This window comes from Acidocella sp. MX-AZ02 (assembly GCF_000306035.1).
GTDB classification, from domain to species: Bacteria; Pseudomonadota; Alphaproteobacteria; order Acetobacterales; family Acetobacteraceae; genus Acidocella; species Acidocella facilis.
Window position 1 is genome coordinate 1,490,327 of the sequence record NZ_JH976207.1, and the last position, 17,566, is coordinate 1,507,892.

Here is a 17,566-nt window from a genome sequence, read left to right on the forward strand (position 1 = left end):
ATCTCGTGCTTCAGCTCGGAGACCTGGCCATTGAGGGACTGCACCTGGGATTGCAGCGTCTGCACCTGGGTGAGTAGGCTCGCCACCAGCCCGCCATTGGCAGAATTGCCGGCATTGCCCGATGGCGGCGGCGCATTGCCGCCCCCCAGCGCGGAGCCGCCATTGCCGCCCCCTTGCGCCTGCATCTGCTGGAGCTGTTGCTGCAGCTGCAGAATCTCGTTCTGCAGGGCGATGCCCTCCTGGCTCTGGATCAGCGGCTGGGCGGATGCGGCCAGCGGCAGGAAAAGCGGGGCAGCGAGAAGCAGGAAACGGGGGCGCATTGAGACTCCAGTCAGGCCGTGAATGGCCTCAAATATAGTCAGGGATAGGCGCAAAACAAAACCGGCGGCCAAGGGCCGCCGGTCTGTACCACAAGGCCCGGCCAGATGGCCGGACGCAGGCCGCAATTACTTGCAGTTCTGCGGGTTGAAGCCCTGCACGGAGGTGATGGCGTTACGGTTCTGCGCATAGGCGGACTCGTCATTGCCAGCGGCAACCGGGCAATCCTTGCCGTAGGAGATGGTCTGGATGCGCGAAGCGGACACGCCCTGAGCCACCAGATAGTCGCGCGCCGAGTTGGCGCGGCGCTGGCCGAGGGCCAGGTTGTAGGTCTCGGTGCCGCGCTCGTCGGCGTTACCCGCCACCAGCACGTTCACGGAGGGGTACTTGGCCAGCCAGGCGGCCTGCTTGCCCAGGGTCGCGTCGGCATCGCTGGACAGACCGGACTTGTTGAAGGCGAAGAACACGCGGTCGCCGACATTGGCAACCAGATCCTGCTCGGAGCCCGGAGCCGGACCGGTGGAGGAGGTCATGCCCGCGCCGGTGTTGGAGGCGGTGCTGGTCGGGTTGGAAGAGCAGGCTGCCAGCAGGGCCAGGCCGGCAAGAGCGCCCAGAGCTTTGATTTTCATGGTAGGAACCGATCCCTGTCCGAATTGAGTGAGCAAAAATAGCCGTTTGGTTGCGTAATCACGATGATTACGTCACCTTGCGGGCTGTACTCTTCCGCCCTGGGAAGGGTCAAGCGCCACGTTAAGCTAATTTGTTCATATCGCGGGGGTTTCCAGCACCCCGATGTTTTTCTTTACATCTGTTGATTATTTGTAACACCAGAGCAAGCCGTCTGGACTTGCGGCGCGGCGGCGACGGACAGCGCGCGGCTTGACATTTGACCCCGACCGGGCTCTGCCCTGGCCGCGAAAGAGTGAGGCATAATCAAGATGCAGAGCGATGATTTGAAGAGCTTGGTGGAAGCGGCGCTGCCCGCCATCGCGGCCGCGGATGCGGGCGCTTTGGAAGAGCTGCGGGTCTCCCTGCTCGGCAAAAACGGCAATGTGACATTGTTGCTAAAATCGCTGGGCGGGATGGATCCGGACGCGCGCAAACAGGCCGGCGCGGAAATCAATCTGGTAAAAACGCAGATCACCGATGCGCTTTTGGCGCGCAAAACCGTGCTGGATGCGGCTTCTTTGGACGCCAAGCTGGCGGCTGAGCGCATCGATGTCACCGCCCCGCCGCGCCCCGACTCCACTGGCGCCATCCACCCGATCAGCCGCACGATGGAAGAGCTGGCGGCGATCTTCGCGCCGATGGGCTTTGCCATCGCCGAAGGGCCGGACATCGAGACCGACTGGAATAATTTCTCCGCCCTCAACATCCCCGCCCATCACCCCGCCCGCGCGATGATGGACACGTTCTATCTGCAGGCGCCCGAAGGGCAGCGCCCGCCGGTGCTGCGCACCCACACCTCGCCGGTGCAGATCCGCACCATGCTGGACTGGGCCAAGGCCCACGGCCTGGCGGAAAACGCCCCGCCGATCCGCATCGTCGTCCCCGGCCGTACCTTCCGCGCCGACCATGACGCCACCCATTCGCCGATGTTCCATCAATGCGAGGGGCTGGTGATCGGCGAGGGCATCCATCTCGGCCATCTGAAAGGCGTGCTGAACGACATGCTGCGCGCCTATTTCGGCGTGCCGGAATTGCCGGTGCGGCTGCGCGCCTCCTACTTCCCCTTCACCGAGCCCTCGATGGAGGTCGATATCGGCTGGAGCCGCAAGACCGGCGAGATCGGCGGCGGCACGGATTGGCTGGAGATCGGCGGCTCGGGCATGGTGCATCCCAACGTGCTGGCGAATTGCGGCATCGATCCGCGCCGCTTCCAGGGCTTTGCCTTCGGCATGGGGCTGGAGCGCATCACCATGCTCAAGCATGGCATCAACGATCTGCGCCTGTTCTATGAGAGCGATGTGCGCTGGCTGCGCCATTACGGCGTCTCCCCGCTCTCCCCCGCCAGCCTGCACGAAGGATTGTGATCCGATGAAATTCTCTTTGTCCTGGCTGAAGAGCTGGCTGCAAACCGACGCCTCCTTGGATCAGATCCTGGCGACGCTGAACAAGATCGGCCTTGAGGTCGAGGGCGTGGAAAACAAGGCCGAGGCGCTGAAGCCCTTCGTGATCGCGGAAGTGATCGAAGCGGTGCAGCACCCGAATGCGGATCGTCTGCGCGCCTGCCGGGTGAATGCCGGCGGGGCGGAGCTGTCCGTCGTCTGCGGCGCGCCGAATGCGCGCACCGGCTTGAAAGTGGTGTTCGCCCCGGCCGGGGCGGTGGTGCCGGCCAGCGGCATGGTGCTGAAGGTGGGCGAGATCCGCGGCGTGAAATCCGAAGGCATGCTCACCAGCTTTCGCGAGCTGGGGCTGGGCGAGGAGCATGACGGCATCATCGAGCTGCCGGACGACGCGCCGGTCGGCGAAAATTATGCGCAATGGGCCGGGCTGGATGAGCCGGTGGTGGAAATCTCCATCACCCCCAATCGAGGCGATGCGCTCTCCATTCGCGGCATCGCCCGCGACCTCGCCGCTGCCGGGCTGGGCACGCTGAAGGAGTTTGCGCCGGCGCCGATCAAGGGCGAAGGGGCGTCTGCCATTCAGTGGGCGAACGAATTCCCTGAAGCCGCCCCCTGGGTGCTGGGCCGCACCATCTCCGGCGTGAAGAACGGGCCGAGCCCGGACTGGCTGGTGAAGCGGCTGGAGAGCATCGGGCTGCGCCCGATCAACGCGCTGGTCGATATCACCAATTTCTTCACCTATGATCTCGGCCGCCCGCTGCATGTCTTCGACGTGAAGAAGATTAACGGTAGGGTATTGACCCTGCGCCGCGGCCAGGAGGGCGACACCTTCCCCGGCCTCGCCGGCAAGGCGGTGAAGGCCGGCCCTGAGGATTGCGTGATCGCCGATGGCAGCGGCGCGCAGTCGCTCGCCGGCATCACCGGCGGCGAGGGCACCGGCTGCGATGAAGGCACCACGGAGGTCTTCATCGAATGCGCCCTGTTCGACCATGTCAGGATCGCCCGCACCGGCCAGCGTACCGGCATCTTCTCCGATGCCCGGGCGCGGTTTGAGCGCGGGATCGACAGCCAGCTGCTGCCCGCTGGCCTGGATGCGGCCAGCGCCATGGTGATGGCGATTTGCGGCGGCAGCGCCAGCGAAATTTCCGAGGCCGGCGCCCGCCCGGCCTGGACCCGTCAGGCCAGCCTGCGTTTCGAGCGGCTGCGCAGCTTCGGCGGCTCGGACATCGAAGCTGCCGATGCGGTGGCCTCCCTGCAGCGCCTGGGCTTTGGCGTTGTCGCCCAGGATGCGCAGCGCGTCACCGTCGCGGTGCCGAGCTGGCGCAATGATGTCGCGCAGCCGCCATCGCTGGACCAGGCGCCCGGCCTGCCCGGCGGCACCGAGGCCGCCTTGGGTGCGGCTGAGATCGAGCCGGAGGTCGATCTGATCGAGGAGGTGCTGCGCCTGCAAGGGCTGGATGCGATCGCGCCGGTCTCGCTGCGTGCCGATACCCTCCTGCCCGCCCCCATCCTCACGCCCAAGCAATCGCGCACCTATCTGGCGCGCCGGGTGCTGGCGATGCGCGGGCTGCTGGAATGCGTCACCTTCAGCTTCGCCGACGCGGCCATCTGCGCGCTGTTCGGCGACGCGCCGGAGAGCCTGCGCCTGGCCAACCCAATCGCCGCGGACCTCAACCAGATGCGCCCCACCGCTCTGGTGACCTTGGCGCAGGCGGCGGCGCGCAACCTGGCGCGCGGCCAGGCGGATTTCGGCCTGTTCGAAACCGGCCCTTCCTATGCGGCGGATCTCTCCCAGGCGCTGGTCGCGGCGGGGTTGCGGGTCGGCGGCACGCCGCTCTCAGCGCTCACCCCGGCCCGGCCCTTCGATGCGATGGACGCCAAGGCCGATGCAATGGCCGTGCTCGCGGCGCTTGGCGTGCCGATGGAGGCCGTCACCACCCAGCCGGGCGGGCCCTCCTACTACCATCCGGGCCAGAGCGGCGCGCTGATGCAAGGGCCGAAAACCGTGCTGGCGCGCTTTGGCACGCTGCACCCGACCGTGACCAAGGCGCTGGACCTGCCGGCCAACGCGATCGCCTTCGAGATCTTCCTGGATGCGATCCCCGAGCCCAAGCGCCGCAAGAAATCCGCCCCGTCGCTGCCGGCCTTCCAGCCGCTGCGCCGGGATTTCGCCTTCCTTGTGGATGAGAGCGTCGGCGCCGAAGCGGTGCTGCGCGCCGCCAAGGGGGCGGAGCGCAATCTTGTCACCAATGCGGTGCTGTTCGACCGTTACCAGGGCAAGGGCGTGCCGGAGGGCAAAATCTCGCTCGCCATCGCGGTGACGCTGCAGCCGGCGGAGAAGAGCCTCACGGATGCCGAAATCGAGGCGGTCTGCGCCAAGATCGTCGCCGATGTGGCGAAGAAGACCGGCGCCACGCTGCGCGGCTGAACCAAAAACGGGGCGCTTACGAGCGCCCCGTTTTTTATCCCGTCTTGTTCGCTTCCCGCAGCGCGAACACCCGCAGCGCCGAGGCCAGCGGCCGCTCGCCGCCCCGCTCGGCGTCGATCAAGGTTACCAGCGCCGAGACCGCCATCCCCCGGCGCGCCGCAACCTCCCCCAGCACCGCCCAGAATTCCGGCTCCAGCGCCACGCTGGTGCGATGGCCGGAGAGCGAAAAACTACGCTTTTCGAGCATCGGCGAGGGTGTGCAGCAAGGCCGGCAGGAAGATGAAGGTGGAAACCAGCACCGCCGCCAAGCTGAGGAAGAGCAGATCCCCCATGCTGGCGGTGCCGCGATCCGCCGAGGCGGCGAGCGAGCCGAAGGCGGTGGCGGTGGTCAGGGCCGAGAACAACACTGCCCGCGCCGTCGCCGAGGCCAGGAAATTGCGCATCCCCGAACGGAAATTCATCACGAAATAGACGTTGAAGGACACGCCCACCCCCAACAGCAGCGGCAGCGCGATGATGTTGGCATAGTTGATCGACATGCCCGCCATCCGCGCGAACAAGGCGGTGAGCAGCGCCGAGAGCGCCAGCGCCGCCAGCACCAGCAGGCTGTCGCGCAGATTGCGGAACACCGCCAGCAGGATCACCGCGATGGCGATGAAGGCCAAAATCGCCGCTTCCTTGAAGGAGCTGAGAATGGTGCCCGCGGTGGCGATGGTGGAGATCGCCGGGCCGCCGGCATTGGGCGCCGCCGCCAGCACCGCCTTGGAGAAGGCATAGAGCCCCTTGGTAGTCTGCGCCGCCGCCGTCGGGAAAGCTTCCACCCGCACCTGGCCGTCAGGCAGGAACCAGTCCGCCTTGATCGAAGCCGGCAGATTATCCTGGGTGATCGGCTTGGCCTGCAAGGCGCGGGTGAGGTTTTGCAGCTCCAGCGGCAGGAAGCGGGTGATGGCTTCATTCATCGCCATGATCCGCGCATCATCCTCGCCCTGCAGCTGCTTGAGCACCGACGCGATCCCCAAAAGCTCGCTGCCCTTCGGCAGTTTCGCCTGCACATTGGTAATGGCGGCGATGGTCTTGGCCATCGCGTCGCGGATCTCCTGCGCGGTGACCGGCTGCTTGGGCGGGGTGGCGGCGGCCAGCAAGGTGGGCGCCAGGATGGTCTGGGCCTGTGCGAGCATCGCCAGCTTCTGCGGCTGGTCCTGCGGCACGAAGGTGGCGCCGGAAATCGCCTGCGAGACCTCCTTCAACGTCCCGAGCTTGTCCGCCAAGGCCCGCGCCGCATCCAGGTTGGGGGCCAGCGCATCCGCATAGAACGGGTTGGTCTGCGGGTCCGCGAGCAGCGAACGGATGGTGCGCATGCTCTCGGTATTGGGGTCCTTGGTATCCAGCGGGTTGGCATCGAAGCGCAGCGTTACCGCCCCCCACAACCCGGCCAGCGCCAGCGCCCCGAACAGGCCCAGCACCGCCCTGCGATGGCGGCGCAGGACATGGTCCGCCTTGGCCCCGCCCGGCAGCGCCACCGATTCCGTCTCAGGATGCGGGCGGAACAGCCGCAGCAGCGCCGGCAGGAAGCTGATGGTGCAGAAGAAGGCGATGAACATGCCCGCCCCGGCGATCTCGCCCAGCTCCGCGACGCCGACGAAGGGCGTGGGCGCGAAGGCGAGGAAGCCACAGGCGGTGGCGGTAGCGGCGAGCGCGATCTGCGCCCCGGCCAGGCGCGAGGTCTCGCGCAAGGCCGGCCCCAGCTCCGGCTCCATCAGCCGCACCGCGCGCAGCCGCACGCAATATTGAATGGCGAAATCCACCGCCAGCCCGATGAACAGGATCGCGAAGGCGACCGAGATCAGGTTGATCGTGCGCACCACGATGGCGGCGTAGCTCATGGTCAGCGCCAGCCCCATCACCAGCGTCAGCAAAATCGGCAGGATCAGCCGCCAGGAGCGCAGCGCCAGATAAAGCCAGAGCGCGATCAGCACCACGCTGATGATGCCGCCCAGCACCAGCCCATGGGTGAGCGAGGCGAATTGCTCGTCGGAGAGCGGGATCTGCCCGGTATAATTCACCGTCGCCCGCCCGGCCTTCACATCCGGCAGGGTCTTGGCGATCGCCATCAGCGCCTTGGTCGCCTCACCGCCCGGCTGCAGCGTGCCCTGTTGCAGTTTCGGATGCGCCAGCACGAATTCCGCGCCGCCCTGCCCCGGCGCGCCGGCCATGATCAGGCTTTGCCAGGAGAGCGGCACCGGCTTGCCATTCGCCGCCGCCTGCAAATTCGCCCGCACCCCGGCGATGGCCTGGTTATAGGGCGAGATATTCGCCCCGGCCTGCACCCCCTGGGTGATCAGCGCCAACCCATCCAGCAGCCCGCGCGCGGAGGGGTCCGCCGCCAGCTGGCCGAGGAAAGGCTGGGCCGCGACGATCTGGTTCAGCAGCTTGGCAAGCTGATCCGTGGGCAGCAGCAGCAGCCCTTCATCGGTGTAGAAGCGATCACCGGACGGGTAGCTCGAATCCTTGAAATGCGCGGTATCGGCTTGGAGTGCCGCATTCAGCGCGGTGGCGGTCTCCTTCGCCTCCTCCGGCGTATCGGCGCGCACCACCGCCACGATCAGATCGTTGAATTGCGGGAAATTCTTGTCCTCGGCGATCTGCGCCTGGCGCCAGGCCAGCGAGGCGGCGAAGAGATGATCGGTATCGGTATCGATGGCCAGATGCCGGGCCGTATAGCCCAGCCCCAGCCCGCCCAGCACCAGGAACAGCAGCACGCACAGCACGGCATGGCGGCTGGCCGTGGCGACGATGGAATTGATCAGCCTCACACTTATCCCCTGGCGAGCCGGGCGCTTGCGCAACGTCCCGGCCTTAGAATGCCAGACCGCGCATCACGATCTGACCGTAAAGATCAGCCAGCACCATCTGCAGCGCTTCCAGCAGCAAAATGGCGATGACCGGCGAAATATCGATATTCCCCATATAGGGAATGACTCGCCGGATGGGACGCAAAACAGGGTCCGTGATTCGGGTGAGGAAATCCCCCACCGTATAAACGAACTGATTGCGCGGATTCGCGATGCCGAACGCCACCAGCATGCTCAACACCGCCGCCGCGATAATCGCGAGAATGAGCAGGTGAATCAGTTCGGACGCCAGCCAGAAAATCGCGCCAACCATGGTTTTCCTCAAAAATTTCGGGTGCCAGAGACCTAGCGGGAGGAATGTGTCAAAGCAATGTTGACTTCCGCTTCCGAATGCGCGAAACGCCGCCCCCACGCGGTCATCGCATGACGGGACCGGGGCTGTAGCTCAGTTGGTAGAGCGCGTCGTTCGCAATGACGAGGTCAGGGGTTCGATTCCCCTCAGCTCCACCAGCCGCCCTTCCGACAAAAATTTAATCAGGGCGCCAGATGCGTTGCGCTGATTTGGTTACAAGCTTGTCATGTTTCGGTTTTTCGGGCACCGAGCGCGCAGGGCTGAATAATGGCCGAGCGGGCGCGCCTCCCGCCCCCCGGATGAATAATCTTTCCGGTAGCCGTTTCTTCATCCAAACATTTTAATCGGATGTGCGGTTGCGAGAGCCTCGATGGAACATGTGGCATCTTACTTAGGGCTGGCTGGCGTTTGCGGTGGGATCGCCGTGGCGGCGTGGCGGCTGCACGGGCGGCGGCTGCGCCGCGCCGAGGCCGCGCGGGCCTTGGAAAGCCATATGGTGGAAGGCATTGCGGCGTTGCGGCAGAGCCTGCGGGAGGAACTGCCGGACGAGGATGAGGGCGGCCCGCTGATCGATGCCGAGCCGCTCTCTGGCGCCTTGACGCATCGGGCCGCGCCGCCAGTGCTGCACTGCGCGGCGTTCGGCCTGGGGTTCGGCGCCAAAATCGTGCTGGACGATCTCAGCTTCACGGTGCCGGCCCAGGGCGTCTGCGTGCTGATGGGGCCGCCCGGCACCGGCAAATCCACGCTGCTGCGCGCCCTCGCGGGGCTGTATGCGGAGAATGCGCTCTATAAAAACTGGGGAGAGGTCTTTTATCAGGGGTTGAAGCTGGGCGCGACGAAACCGCCCGTGCTGGTCGCGCCGCGGCTGGATCTGCTCCGGCGCAGCCTGCTGGAGAGCCTGCTGTTTCATCGCGACTCATCGCTGCCCGCCGCCGCGCGGCGCGGCTGGGCCGCGGGCTGGGTGCGCGAGATGGGCATGGAGGCGCTGATCCCGCTCTTCGACCAGCCGCTGCTGGAACTGCCGCCCGGATTGCGCCGCGCCACGATGATCCTGCGCGAAGCGGCGGCCGGGCCGAAATTGCTGATGCTCGACGAACCGACCAGCGCGATGAGCGACGCGGACGCCCAGATGCTGCTCGGGCTGCTGCGCCGTCTGGGCGCACGCGGCGCCTTGCTGGTGGTGCTGCAGAGCCAGAATCAAGCCCGCGAGATCGCCGACAGCCTGGTGCTGCTGGCCGGCGGTGATCGGCAGGTGGCGGGGCGGGTACGCGGACTCTATCACCGCCCTCCCCAGCCCGCCGGCGGCGGGCTGGAAGCAGGGGCGGCCCTGACTCTGTTCGGCACGGCGGCGCAGCCCAGCGCCACCGCGCCGCGCTGTTCCTCCCCGCCTCTGTCCGACGCGGGCTGAGGCCATCTGCGCTTGCGGGGGGCGGTGGCGAACCTCATATCATCTTCGCCGCCCCTTCCTGGCGCGGCCTTTTGGGGAGATGAGGCAGACCATGGCGCCCTCCATCTGCACGACCATCACCTCGCCCGTGATGGCGGCCGCGTGCCATCCCAGCGCGCCGCCGGTGACCTGGCATATGGTCCCGCTCTCGCCGATCGCGACGCAATGGGTGCTGGTGCTTTTAAGCGCGTTGCTGGCGACCTTGCTGGCGGACCGGCCGAAAAAATAACCGCCGTTCATTGCTGCTTCGGACGCAACGCAGTTGGCGAAAATAAGCGATTGTGCAGTGCGGCGTAAATCTCCCATTTGAAGGGGCGCCGGCATGCTGCTTGCCGGCGGGCTTTGCCGATCTGGGACGCTGCACATGAATCTTACCGCCTGTCCGGACGCCTTCGAGGCGTATTACGCTTCCACCTGTGATGCCACGGCCCTGCAGGCCGCGAGTGGCTTTCCGGCCAATCAGGTGCCGGCCGTCACCTGGCATGTCGTGCCGCTGTCCCCCTCCGCGACCGAGCTGGTGCTGGTGCTGCTGACCATCCTGCTGGCGACGCTGCTGGTGAGCAAGCCGGAGAAATAAGCCGCAGGGCTTTCGCCGCCCCGCGATCCATGACAGCCTCCCGGGCTGAATCATTCAACTGGGATATTGCCATGAGCCTCGACTCTGTCCGCGCTTTTCTGGCGGACCACGCGCCTGACATCGAGATCCTGGAGCTTCCCGAAAGCACCGCGACGGTGGCGCTCGCCGCCGCCGGCCATGGCGTCGCCCCCGCGCAGATCGCCAAGACCCTGGCGTTGCGGGTGGGCGAGGAGATCGTGCTGCTGGTGGCGCGCGGCGATGCGCGGCTGGACAACAAGAAGGCCAAGACCGCCTTTGGCGGCAAGGTGAAGATGGTGCCGGTGGAGGAGGTGGCGGCGCTGACTGGCCATCCTGTCGGCGGGGTCTGCCCGTTCGGGCTGGCCAGCCCGCTGCGGGTCTATTGCGACATCTCGCTGCAGGCGTTTGAGGAGGTGCTGCCCGCCGCCGGCTCCACCCATAGCGCGCTGCGCATCAGCCCGGCGCGGATGGTGAAAATCACCCAGGCGGACTGGGTGGATGCCTGTCAAAAGCCGGAGGCGGCTTAAAAATCAAAAGTTTTTTGGTGCCGCTTTTTTACAAAAAAGCGGCGAAAACGTCCGGGGCAGTGGCACCGCCGTTGCCAAAACCCCGAACCTTTGTGGGGACTTTTTGAAAAAACTCACCACACCCCCCAAAAACTTTTGATAATTTTAGCGCGCGGTCTCCAGAATTTTCACCAAAGTCGTCATCGCCGCATTCACCGGGGTGGGAATGCCATGCGCCGCCCCGCGCCGCACCACATGGCCGTTGAGATCATCGATCTCGGTCTTGCGCCCCCGGATTATGTCTTGCGCGGTCGAGGAGAGCTGCCCCTTCATCGCCTGCGCCGCTTCGATGCAGCGCTCGGCCTGGTCCGGCGCCAGCCGCACCCCGTCCGCCGCCGCCACCGCCACCGCCTCATCCACCAGGGCGCGGATCAGCGCATGCGCGCCCTCCACCGCGACGATATGCCCGTACGGCGCCCGGGTGACGGCGGAGACCGCATTATAGGCGCAGTTCAACACCAGCTTGGTCCACAGCACCGCCTCGACATCCTCGGCGATGTCGGTGGGGATTGCAGCCGCATTCAGCAAGGCCGCCAATTCCCGCGCCCCATGGCCCTGGCCCAGCTTCAGCTCGCCCCGGCCATGATGGCGAACATGGCCAGGCCCGGCCATTTCGGTGGCGACATAGACCGCCGCCGGCAACACGCCCCGTCCCAAGGCAGCTGTGAGACGCTGGGCATTGCCGACCCCGTTCTGCAAGCTGATCAGCATCGCCTCCGGTGCCAGATGCGGCGCCATCTCAGCGGCAACCTGGGCGGTATCGGCGGATTTCACGCAGACCAGCACCAGCCCGGCGCCCTGCACGCCCTGCGCCCCGGTGGCGGCCTGCAGCTTCACGTTTTCGGTGCCCGAGGCACGCTCCAGCAGCAGCCCCCGGGCCTGGATGGCCTCCACATGCGCCGCGCGGCCGATCAGCACCACCTCATGCCCCGCCTTGGCCAGCAGCGCGCCGAAATAGCACCCCACCGCACCGGCCCCCATCACCGCGATCTTCATGGCAGCTTTCCTTCCTTTTCGCCCTGAGCGATGGCCAGAGCCCCCGCCATTATGCTAGGCCCCGCCCCTGAACCCAAGGACGCTTATGACAGACCCGACCCGCAATGCTGGCTTCACTCTGCTCCACGCCGTACTGGCGAAGGGCCGGCCGCTCGATGCAGCGCTTGATTCGCTGCCGCGCATCGAGCCGCGCGACAAGGCCGCCGCGCACCGGCTGGCGGCCTGCGTGCTGCGCCATGTCGGCACGCTGGATGCGGTGCTGGAGCCTTATCTGCGCCGCGACCCGCCGCCGGAGCTGCGCATCATCCTGCGCATGGGCGCAGCCGCCTTCCTGTTTCTGGACACACCCGCCCATGCCGCCGTCGCAACCTCGGTCGAGCTGGCGCGCTCACGCAAGCTCACCCCCTTCGCTGGGCTGGTGAATGCGGTGCTGCGCAAGGTGGTGGCCACCGGCCCGGCGGCGCTGGAGGAGCTGGACATGCCGCGCCTGGACACTCCCGCCTGGGCCTGGGCGAGCTGGGGCAAGGAGGCGCGGGCGATTGCCGAGGCGCATGCGCATGAGGCGGCTTTGGACGTCTCCGCCCTGCCCGGCTTCGTGCCCGAGGGCGGCTTGGCCTTGCCCACCGGCTCCTACCGCTTTCCCGCCGGGACGCCGGTGATGGACATCCCGGGCTTCGCCGAGGGCAAAATCTGGGTGCAGGACGCCGCCGCCGCGCTGCCGGCCAAGCTGCTGGCCGCCCAGAAGGGCGAGCGCGTGCTGGATCTCTGCGCCGCCCCCGGCGGCAAAACCGCCCAACTCTGCGCCGCTGGCGCCGCGGTAACGGCGGTGGAGCGCGACAAATCCCGCATGGCGACGCTGTGCGGCAATCTGGAGCGGCTGCATCTTGCCGCCGAAACCGTGCTGGCCGATGCCACCAGCTGGCAGCCGCCTTCCCCCTTCTCCGCCATCCTGCTGGATGCCCCCTGCAGCGCCACCGGCACCGCCCGCCGCCATCCGGAGCTTCTGCATATCCGCAAGGCCCGCGACATCGACACCGTCACCGCCCTGCAGGACAAGCTGCTGGACGCGGCGGCCGCGATGCTCGCCCCTGGCGGACGGCTGATCTACGCCGTCTGTTCCTTGCAGCCGCAGGAAGGTACCGCGCGGGTGGACGCCGCCTGCGAACGGCTCGGGCTGAAGCGCGACCCGCTCAGCCTGCCCGAACTGCCCGAGGCGGTGACCGCGCAAGGCGATATCCGCACCCATCCCGGACTCTGGCCCGAACGCGGCGGCATGGACGGGTTCTTTATCGCCAGGCTGGTGCGTCCCTGACCTTCCAGGCCAGCGCGGCCCCGGCGAGGGCGACCAGCGGGAAGAGGAGCAGGTGGGTGAGCATCACTGAGATCACGCCTGTGTAGCCAGCCATCAGCCACAACAGGCAGGCCGCGAAACGCTGCCAACCTTTACAAACGACAACCAGCGCCCCCATGGCAACCGAGAACGCCACGAGGTCGTACATGAAGCCATGGGGAACAATCCACACATTCAGGCAAACCGTAATAATAACCCTCGGCATTAACTTTAACCGACCTGGCGCCCAGCAATGCCAGATCAGACAGATCGCCAAAATAGAGGCCAAGCCTTGCACCACCAAGGCACTTCGATCAGCCAGCCCAAAGCTTCGCACCATGTCGTAAACCGTGATCGCGGCACCTGGAAAAACTTGCTTAATAGGGCGCGAAGCCCATAGCCATTCGTCATGCTGTGCGATGCCGAAAAACCACACCCAGCCGTGCAGCCCCCACAAGTATGTCGCCGCAACCGCCAGGAAAAACGCCACTGCCACAGCCCAGCCGATCATTCGCCAAGCCCGCAGCCGCAGCGCCGCAACCGACACACCTACGCCTAAATGAGGCTTGAGGCTCAACAGCCCGGCGCAGAAACCGGCAAGACGATTGCCGTGTCCTGCGAGCAGCAAAGCCGCAAGCAGCCAGGCGCCGGTCAGCGTGCCATTCTGGCCGTTGGTGAAGTCATGCAAAGCGGCCGGGCTGGCCAGACCAAGACTGATGATCTGCCAACTCAGCCCTGCCCTGCGCAACAGCAATGCGGCGACACAAACGCTGAAGAGCCGCCACACCCAAAACGCCTCCCCTAATGGCAACAAGGCAAATGGGGCAACGAGGAAACCCATTGTTGGCGGGTAGGGCCAAGCCTGGTCGATCGGCGACTGCGGGGAGAGGATATCGTTCTGGCAAACCTGCCGAAATGACTGCGAAAAATGAAAATGAAAACTTTGCGCCAGCTGCGAAATCAGGCCATTCCCGGCACACCAAAACAAACCAAAATCTTTCTGAGGCAGCTGATGCTCACCTCGCAAAACTTCCGTCTGGCCGTGCATTTGATATAAAAGCACCAGATGCGCTGCCAGAAATGCCAGATAAAGGCCAACGACCAGTGCTGCCGCTAGGACAAAGGAAAACCTGACCTGGGCCGTCGCCCCTGCCGCTGAAGACGAAGCTTGCATATCTTGCGCCTGCCACAGGGGCATCTTGGATATCAACCCCCCGCTTGTGAATCCTCCACCCTGCCGGTTACAACAAAGCATCATGACCGCCTCCCCGACTCGACCGCTCATCGCCCCGTCCCTGCTCGCCGCCGATTTCGCTCGGCTGAAGGAGGAGGTGATCGCCGTCGAACAGGCCGGCGCGGACTGGCTGCATCTGGATGTGATGGACGGGCATTTCGTTCCCAACATCACCTTCGGCCCGCTGGTGGTCAAAGCGCTGCGACCGCACACCAAAATGCCGCTCGACGTGCATCTGATGATCGCCCCGGCGGACCCGTATATCACCGCCTTCGCCGAGGCCGGGGCGGATCATATCTCCGTGCATCCTGAATCCGGCCCGCATCTGCACCGCACGCTCCAGCATATCCGCGGCCTGGGCAAGAAATCCGGGGTGGTGCTGAACCCGGCCACGCCGATCGACGCGGTGGCGCATGTGCTTGATCTCACCGACATCATCATGGTGATGACGGTCAATCCCGGCTTTGGCGGGCAGGCCTTCATCGCCTCGCAGCTGCCGAAAATCGCAGCGCTACGACGCATGATCGACGAGAGCGGGCATGATATCGTGCTGCAGATCGATGGCGGCATCACGCCCAAGACCACGCCCGGCGTGCTCGCCGCCGGCGCCACCTGCCTGATCGCCGGCACCGCTGTTTACGGCGCTCCGGATTACGCCCAGGCGATCACCGAGATCCGCACCGCCCTGCCCGCTTTGCCGGCGCAGACCAGCATCAGCCAGGGCGGATGAGCGAAGGCCCCGCCAAGCCGGTTGGCCTCGGCCGCCAGGCCCGCACCTGGTTCACCAGGCTGCAAAATCTGCGCCCCGCCGGCGGGCCGGATGCGCCGGCGCTCTCGCTGCGCGACCCCTGGCCGGGGGATCCCGCGCGCGGCGCCCGGCTGGTCAAGGCGGAGCTGGAATTTGGCGGCGCGGTGCTGCCCCTCCATCACGATATTTTCAGCCATGCCCCCGGCTGCACCCGCCTGCTGCGCGCGCATCTGCATGGCTTCACCTGGCTGCGGGATCTGCGCGCCCTGGGCACCGATGCCGCCCGCTCCCGCGCCCGCGCGCTGGCCATGGATTACATGGACACGCCCAAGCCCGAGCCGATTTCCTATGCGCCGGATGTGGTGGGCGCGCGGCTGGCCGCCTGGCTCGGCCATTATGATTTCTTCGCCGCCTCGGCCGATGACGCCTTTCGCCAGGCGCTGATGCACCGGCTGGTGCAGGATGCCCGCACCCTCTCCGCCGCTCTGCCGGCCGAATTTCTGGATGGCCGCGCCCTGACCGCGCTGAAAGGGCTGGCCGCCGCCTCCATCGCCATGCCCGAGCATGTGCAATATCTGCCCCGGGTGCAGAAAATCCTGCTGCCGGAGCTGGCGCGGCAATTCTACGCCGATGGCGGCCATATCGAACGCAGCCCGGCGGCGCATCTGCTGGCCTTGCAGGACCTCACCGAGATCCGCGCCTTGATGCAGGCAGGCTCCAAAACCCCACCGACCGAGCTGGTCACCGCCATCGAGCACGCCGCCGCCGCGCTGCGCGCCCTGCGCCATGGCGATGGCGGGCTGCCTTTGTTCAACGGCTCCCAGGAGGAGCTGGCGACATTGGTGGATCTGGTGCTAGCCCAGGCCGGGCGGGCGCGCGGCACGCTGGCGCATCTGAAAGCCTGCGGGCTATTCCGCCTCGCCGCCGGCAAGGCGGTTTTGTTCATGGATGCCGGCGTGCCCACCGCGCCGGGGCTGGACCGTTTCGCCCATGCCGGCACGCTGGGCTTTGAATATTCCTTCGGCAAGGACCGGCTGATCGTCAATTGCGGCGCCGCCCCGGCTTTGGCCAGCGACTGGGCCGGGGTGCTGCGCGGCACCGCCGCCCATTCCACCTTGATTATCGCCGACACCTCCTCCGCCGAGATCAAGGAGACCGGGCTCGGCCGGCGGCCCTTGAATGTGAATGTGCAGCGCCAGGAGGCCGGCGGCATCGGCTGGATCGAGGCCAATCACGATGGCTGGAGCAAGCCCTTCGGCGCCATCCATCATCGCCGCCTCGGCCTCTCCGAAAACGGCGAGGAATTGCAGGGCGAGGATCTGATCGAGGCGGAAACCCCGCAGCCTTTCGCCATCCGTTTCCATCTCCACCCCAACGTCACCGCCAGCCTGGTGCAGGATGACGAGACGGTGCTGCTGCGCACCCCCTCGGGGCGCGGCTTCCGGCTGAAGGCCGAAGGCGCGGCGCCGAGGATCGAGGAGAGCGTGTATTTCGGCCAGGCCGAGCCGCGCCGCGCCGAGCAGATCGTGCTGCCGGGCCATCAGGATGGCCCGCAGCATATCAAATGGACCATTACCAAGGCCTGATCCCATGCGCATTCTGTTGACCGGCGGCGCCGGCTATATCGGCTCCCACACCGCCGCCGTGCTGGCCCAGCGCGGCCACGAGATCGTCATTCTGGATAATTTCGCCAATGCCGAGCGCGACGTGCCGGCCCGGCTCGCCCGCCTCACCGGCCAAGAGATGACGGTGATCGAGGCCGATATCCGCGACACCGCGGCGGTGAGCGCAGCGCTGAAGGCGCATCCGGTCGAGGCGGTGATCCATTTCGCCGCGCTGAAGGCGGTGGGCGAGAGCGAGGCCGACCCGCTGCTTTATTACGACATGAACATCATCGGCACGATCCGGCTGATGCAGGCGATGCAGGCGACCGGGGTGGCGCGGCTGGTATTTTCCTCCTCCGCCACGGTCTATGGCCAGCCGGACAGCTCGCCGATTCTGGAGGACGCGCCGACGCGGGTGGAGAACATCTATGGCCGCACCAAGCTGGTGATGGAGGATCTGATCCGCGATCTGGCCCGCACCGGCAAGCTCAAGGGGGCTGCCAATCTGCGCTATTTCAACCCGGTCGGCGCGCATCCCTCCGCGGTGATCGGTGAGACGCCGCGCGGCGTGCCGAATAATCTGATGCCTTACGTGACCCAGGTGGCCACCGGCGAGCGCGCCCGGCTCAATGTCTTCGGCAATGACTACCCCACCCGCGATGGCACCGGCGAGCGCGATTATATCCATGTGATGGATCTGGCGCTGGCGCATGCGCTGGCGGTGGAACATATCACCGCCCATGATGTCTCCGTCACCGTCAATCTCGGCACCGGCAACGGCACCACGGTACTGGAGCTGGTAAAGGCGTTCAAGGCGGCGACGGGCCGGGAGATCCCGGTGAACATCGCGCCGCGCCGCGCTGGCGATGTCGCCAGCTATTACGCCAACCCGGCGCTGGCCGAGAAGCTTTTTGGCTGGAAGGCAGAGCGCGGGGTGGAGGATATGTGCCGCGATAGCTGGCGCTGGCAGGCAGCGCGGGCCGGGATCAACGATATTTAGGCAACATCCGATCAAATGGTATCGTTTGAT

The 17,566-nt window shown here is 66.2% G+C and carries 16 protein-coding genes, 1 tRNA gene and 1 pseudogene; 10 read left to right on the top strand and 8 right to left on the bottom strand.

Going from position 1 to position 17,566, the window contains the following annotated elements:
- Together MXAZACID_RS19245 and pal are read right to left on the bottom strand one after the other, a co-directional pair.
- A pseudogene (locus MXAZACID_RS19245) lies at positions 1 to 320 on the bottom strand (hypothetical protein); the annotation flags it as partial.
- Positions 321 to 446: 126 nt separating this feature from the next.
- On the bottom strand, positions 447 to 947 hold the full coding sequence (pal, locus tag MXAZACID_RS07365; protein ID WP_008493592.1) for a peptidoglycan-associated lipoprotein Pal: 501 nt from the start codon (positions 945 to 947) through the stop codon (positions 447 to 449).
- A 309-nt stretch (positions 948 to 1,256) separates the two neighbouring features.
- Here pal and pheS point away from each other — a divergent pair, with 309 nt between their 5' ends.
- Together pheS and pheT are read left to right on the top strand one after the other, a co-directional pair.
- Positions 1,257 to 2,351 carry a phenylalanine--tRNA ligase subunit alpha gene (pheS, locus tag MXAZACID_RS07370; RefSeq protein ID WP_008493593.1) on the top strand — a complete coding sequence of 365 codons (1,095 nt, stop codon included), beginning with the start codon at positions 1,257 to 1,259 and terminating at the stop codon, positions 2,349 to 2,351.
- Between the two features lie 4 nt (positions 2,352 to 2,355).
- Complete coding sequence (gene pheT, locus MXAZACID_RS07375) at positions 2,356 to 4,812, top strand: phenylalanine--tRNA ligase subunit beta (RefSeq protein ID WP_008493594.1); 2,457 nt, start codon at positions 2,356 to 2,358, stop codon at positions 4,810 to 4,812.
- A 34-nt stretch (positions 4,813 to 4,846) separates the two neighbouring features.
- Here the strand turns inward: pheT and MXAZACID_RS07380 are convergent, their stop codons facing one another.
- Genes MXAZACID_RS07380 through MXAZACID_RS07390 form a run of 3 tightly spaced genes read right to left on the bottom strand, consistent with a single transcriptional unit; the run spans position 4,847 to position 7,977 of the window.
- Entirely contained in the window at positions 4,847 to 5,059 is a 213-nt protein-coding gene (locus MXAZACID_RS07380) for a ribbon-helix-helix domain-containing protein (RefSeq protein WP_008493595.1), read from the bottom strand.
- Positions 5,043 to 7,625 (bottom strand): MMPL family transporter, encoded by a 2,583-nt coding sequence (locus MXAZACID_RS07385; protein WP_008493596.1) that lies wholly within the window; start codon positions 7,623 to 7,625, stop codon positions 5,043 to 5,045. The genes MXAZACID_RS07380 and MXAZACID_RS07385 overlap by 17 nt, the downstream gene beginning before the upstream one ends.
- Positions 7,626 to 7,668: 43 nt before the next feature.
- Positions 7,669 to 7,977 carry a YggT family protein gene (locus MXAZACID_RS07390; protein ID WP_008493597.1) on the bottom strand — a complete coding sequence of 103 codons (309 nt, stop codon included), beginning with the start codon at positions 7,975 to 7,977 and terminating at the stop codon, positions 7,669 to 7,671.
- A 121-nt stretch (positions 7,978 to 8,098) separates the two neighbouring features.
- Here MXAZACID_RS07390 and MXAZACID_RS07395 point away from each other — a divergent pair.
- Positions 8,099 to 8,174, top strand: a tRNA-Ala gene (locus MXAZACID_RS07395).
- A 212-nt stretch (positions 8,175 to 8,386) separates the two neighbouring features.
- Positions 8,387 to 9,424 carry an ATP-binding cassette domain-containing protein gene (locus tag MXAZACID_RS17740; RefSeq protein ID WP_083878524.1) on the top strand — a complete coding sequence of 346 codons (1,038 nt, stop codon included), beginning with the start codon at positions 8,387 to 8,389 and terminating at the stop codon, positions 9,422 to 9,424.
- Positions 9,425 to 9,463: 39 nt separating this feature from the next.
- Here the strand turns inward: MXAZACID_RS17740 and MXAZACID_RS19250 are convergent, their stop codons facing one another.
- Positions 9,464 to 9,703 carry a hypothetical protein gene (locus MXAZACID_RS19250; protein WP_168118403.1) on the bottom strand — a complete coding sequence of 80 codons (240 nt, stop codon included), beginning with the start codon at positions 9,701 to 9,703 and terminating at the stop codon, positions 9,464 to 9,466.
- Positions 9,704 to 9,827: 124 nt separating this feature from the next.
- Between MXAZACID_RS19250 and MXAZACID_RS07410 the strand changes: the two genes are divergently transcribed.
- Both MXAZACID_RS07410 and MXAZACID_RS07415 read left to right on the top strand, forming a co-directional pair.
- Positions 9,828 to 10,040: a hypothetical protein gene (locus MXAZACID_RS07410; protein ID WP_008493599.1), complete on the top strand. Its 213-nt coding sequence runs from the start codon at positions 9,828 to 9,830 to the stop codon at positions 10,038 to 10,040.
- 71 nt (positions 10,041 to 10,111) lie between these two features.
- Complete coding sequence (locus MXAZACID_RS07415; RefSeq protein ID WP_008493600.1) at positions 10,112 to 10,585, top strand: YbaK/EbsC family protein; 474 nt, start codon at positions 10,112 to 10,114, stop codon at positions 10,583 to 10,585.
- A 144-nt stretch (positions 10,586 to 10,729) separates the two neighbouring features.
- On the opposite strand, the gene MXAZACID_RS07420 is transcribed toward MXAZACID_RS07415, so the two are convergent.
- The gene (locus MXAZACID_RS07420; protein WP_008493601.1) at positions 10,730 to 11,620 is read right to left on the bottom strand and encodes a ketopantoate reductase family protein; all 891 of its coding nucleotides are present in this window, start codon (positions 11,618 to 11,620) and stop codon (positions 10,730 to 10,732) included.
- An 85-nt stretch (positions 11,621 to 11,705) separates the two neighbouring features.
- On the opposite strand from MXAZACID_RS07420, the gene MXAZACID_RS07425 reads away from it, so the two are divergent.
- Positions 11,706 to 12,932: a transcription antitermination factor NusB gene (locus MXAZACID_RS07425; RefSeq protein WP_008493602.1), complete on the top strand. Its 1,227-nt coding sequence runs from the start codon at positions 11,706 to 11,708 to the stop codon at positions 12,930 to 12,932.
- On the opposite strand, the gene MXAZACID_RS07430 is transcribed toward MXAZACID_RS07425, so the two are convergent.
- Positions 12,907 to 14,124 carry a glycosyltransferase family 87 protein gene (locus MXAZACID_RS07430; RefSeq protein WP_168118404.1) on the bottom strand — a complete coding sequence of 406 codons (1,218 nt, stop codon included), beginning with the start codon at positions 14,122 to 14,124 and terminating at the stop codon, positions 12,907 to 12,909. The two genes, MXAZACID_RS07425 and MXAZACID_RS07430, sit on opposite strands and share 26 nt — an antisense overlap.
- 82 nt (positions 14,125 to 14,206) lie before the next feature.
- Here MXAZACID_RS07430 and rpe point away from each other — a divergent pair, with 82 nt between their 5' ends.
- Genes rpe through galE form a run of 3 tightly spaced genes read left to right on the top strand, consistent with a single transcriptional unit; the run spans position 14,207 to position 17,536 of the window.
- A complete protein-coding gene (rpe, locus tag MXAZACID_RS07435) occupies positions 14,207 to 14,914 on the top strand; it encodes a ribulose-phosphate 3-epimerase (protein WP_008493604.1) in 708 nt (235 codons plus the stop codon).
- Positions 14,911 to 16,518 carry a heparinase II/III family protein gene (locus MXAZACID_RS07440; protein ID WP_008493605.1) on the top strand — a complete coding sequence of 536 codons (1,608 nt, stop codon included), beginning with the start codon at positions 14,911 to 14,913 and terminating at the stop codon, positions 16,516 to 16,518. The genes rpe and MXAZACID_RS07440 overlap by 4 nt, the downstream gene beginning before the upstream one ends.
- A gap of 4 nt (positions 16,519 to 16,522) precedes the next feature.
- The gene (gene galE / locus MXAZACID_RS07445) at positions 16,523 to 17,536 is read left to right on the top strand and encodes a UDP-glucose 4-epimerase GalE (RefSeq protein ID WP_008493607.1); all 1,014 of its coding nucleotides are present in this window, start codon (positions 16,523 to 16,525) and stop codon (positions 17,534 to 17,536) included.
- The last annotated feature ends 30 nt before the right edge of the window (positions 17,537 to 17,566 follow it).

Bases quoted from the DNA above. Each gene is read 5' to 3' on its own strand.
- MXAZACID_RS07380 (WP_008493595.1), bottom strand. From the start codon at position 5,059: ATGCTCGAAAAGCGTAGTTTTTCGCTCTCCGGCCATCGCACCAGCGTG.
- MXAZACID_RS07410 (WP_008493599.1), top strand. From the start codon at position 9,828: ATGAATCTTACCGCCTGTCCGGACGCCTTCGAGGCGTATTACGCTTCC.
- pheT (WP_008493594.1), top strand. From the start codon at position 2,356: ATGAAATTCTCTTTGTCCTGGCTGAAGAGCTGGCTGCAAACCGACGCC.
- pheS (WP_008493593.1), top strand. From the start codon at position 1,257: ATGCAGAGCGATGATTTGAAGAGCTTGGTGGAAGCGGCGCTGCCCGCC.
- MXAZACID_RS07425 (WP_008493602.1), top strand. From the start codon at position 11,706: ATGACAGACCCGACCCGCAATGCTGGCTTCACTCTGCTCCACGCCGTA.
- rpe (WP_008493604.1), top strand. From the start codon at position 14,207: ATGACCGCCTCCCCGACTCGACCGCTCATCGCCCCGTCCCTGCTCGCC.
- MXAZACID_RS19250 (WP_168118403.1), bottom strand. From the start codon at position 9,703: ATGAACGGCGGTTATTTTTTCGGCCGGTCCGCCAGCAAGGTCGCCAGC.
- MXAZACID_RS07390 (WP_008493597.1), bottom strand. From the start codon at position 7,977: ATGGTTGGCGCGATTTTCTGGCTGGCGTCCGAACTGATTCACCTGCTC.
- MXAZACID_RS07415 (WP_008493600.1), top strand. From the start codon at position 10,112: ATGAGCCTCGACTCTGTCCGCGCTTTTCTGGCGGACCACGCGCCTGAC.
- pal (WP_008493592.1), bottom strand. From the start codon at position 947: ATGAAAATCAAAGCTCTGGGCGCTCTTGCCGGCCTGGCCCTGCTGGCA.
- MXAZACID_RS07430 (WP_168118404.1), bottom strand. From the start codon at position 14,124: ATGCAAGCTTCGTCTTCAGCGGCAGGGGCGACGGCCCAGGTCAGGTTT.
- MXAZACID_RS17740 (WP_083878524.1), top strand. From the start codon at position 8,387: ATGGAACATGTGGCATCTTACTTAGGGCTGGCTGGCGTTTGCGGTGGG.
- MXAZACID_RS07420 (WP_008493601.1), bottom strand. From the start codon at position 11,620: ATGAAGATCGCGGTGATGGGGGCCGGTGCGGTGGGGTGCTATTTCGGC.
- MXAZACID_RS07440 (WP_008493605.1), top strand. From the start codon at position 14,911: ATGAGCGAAGGCCCCGCCAAGCCGGTTGGCCTCGGCCGCCAGGCCCGC.
- galE (WP_008493607.1), top strand. From the start codon at position 16,523: ATGCGCATTCTGTTGACCGGCGGCGCCGGCTATATCGGCTCCCACACC.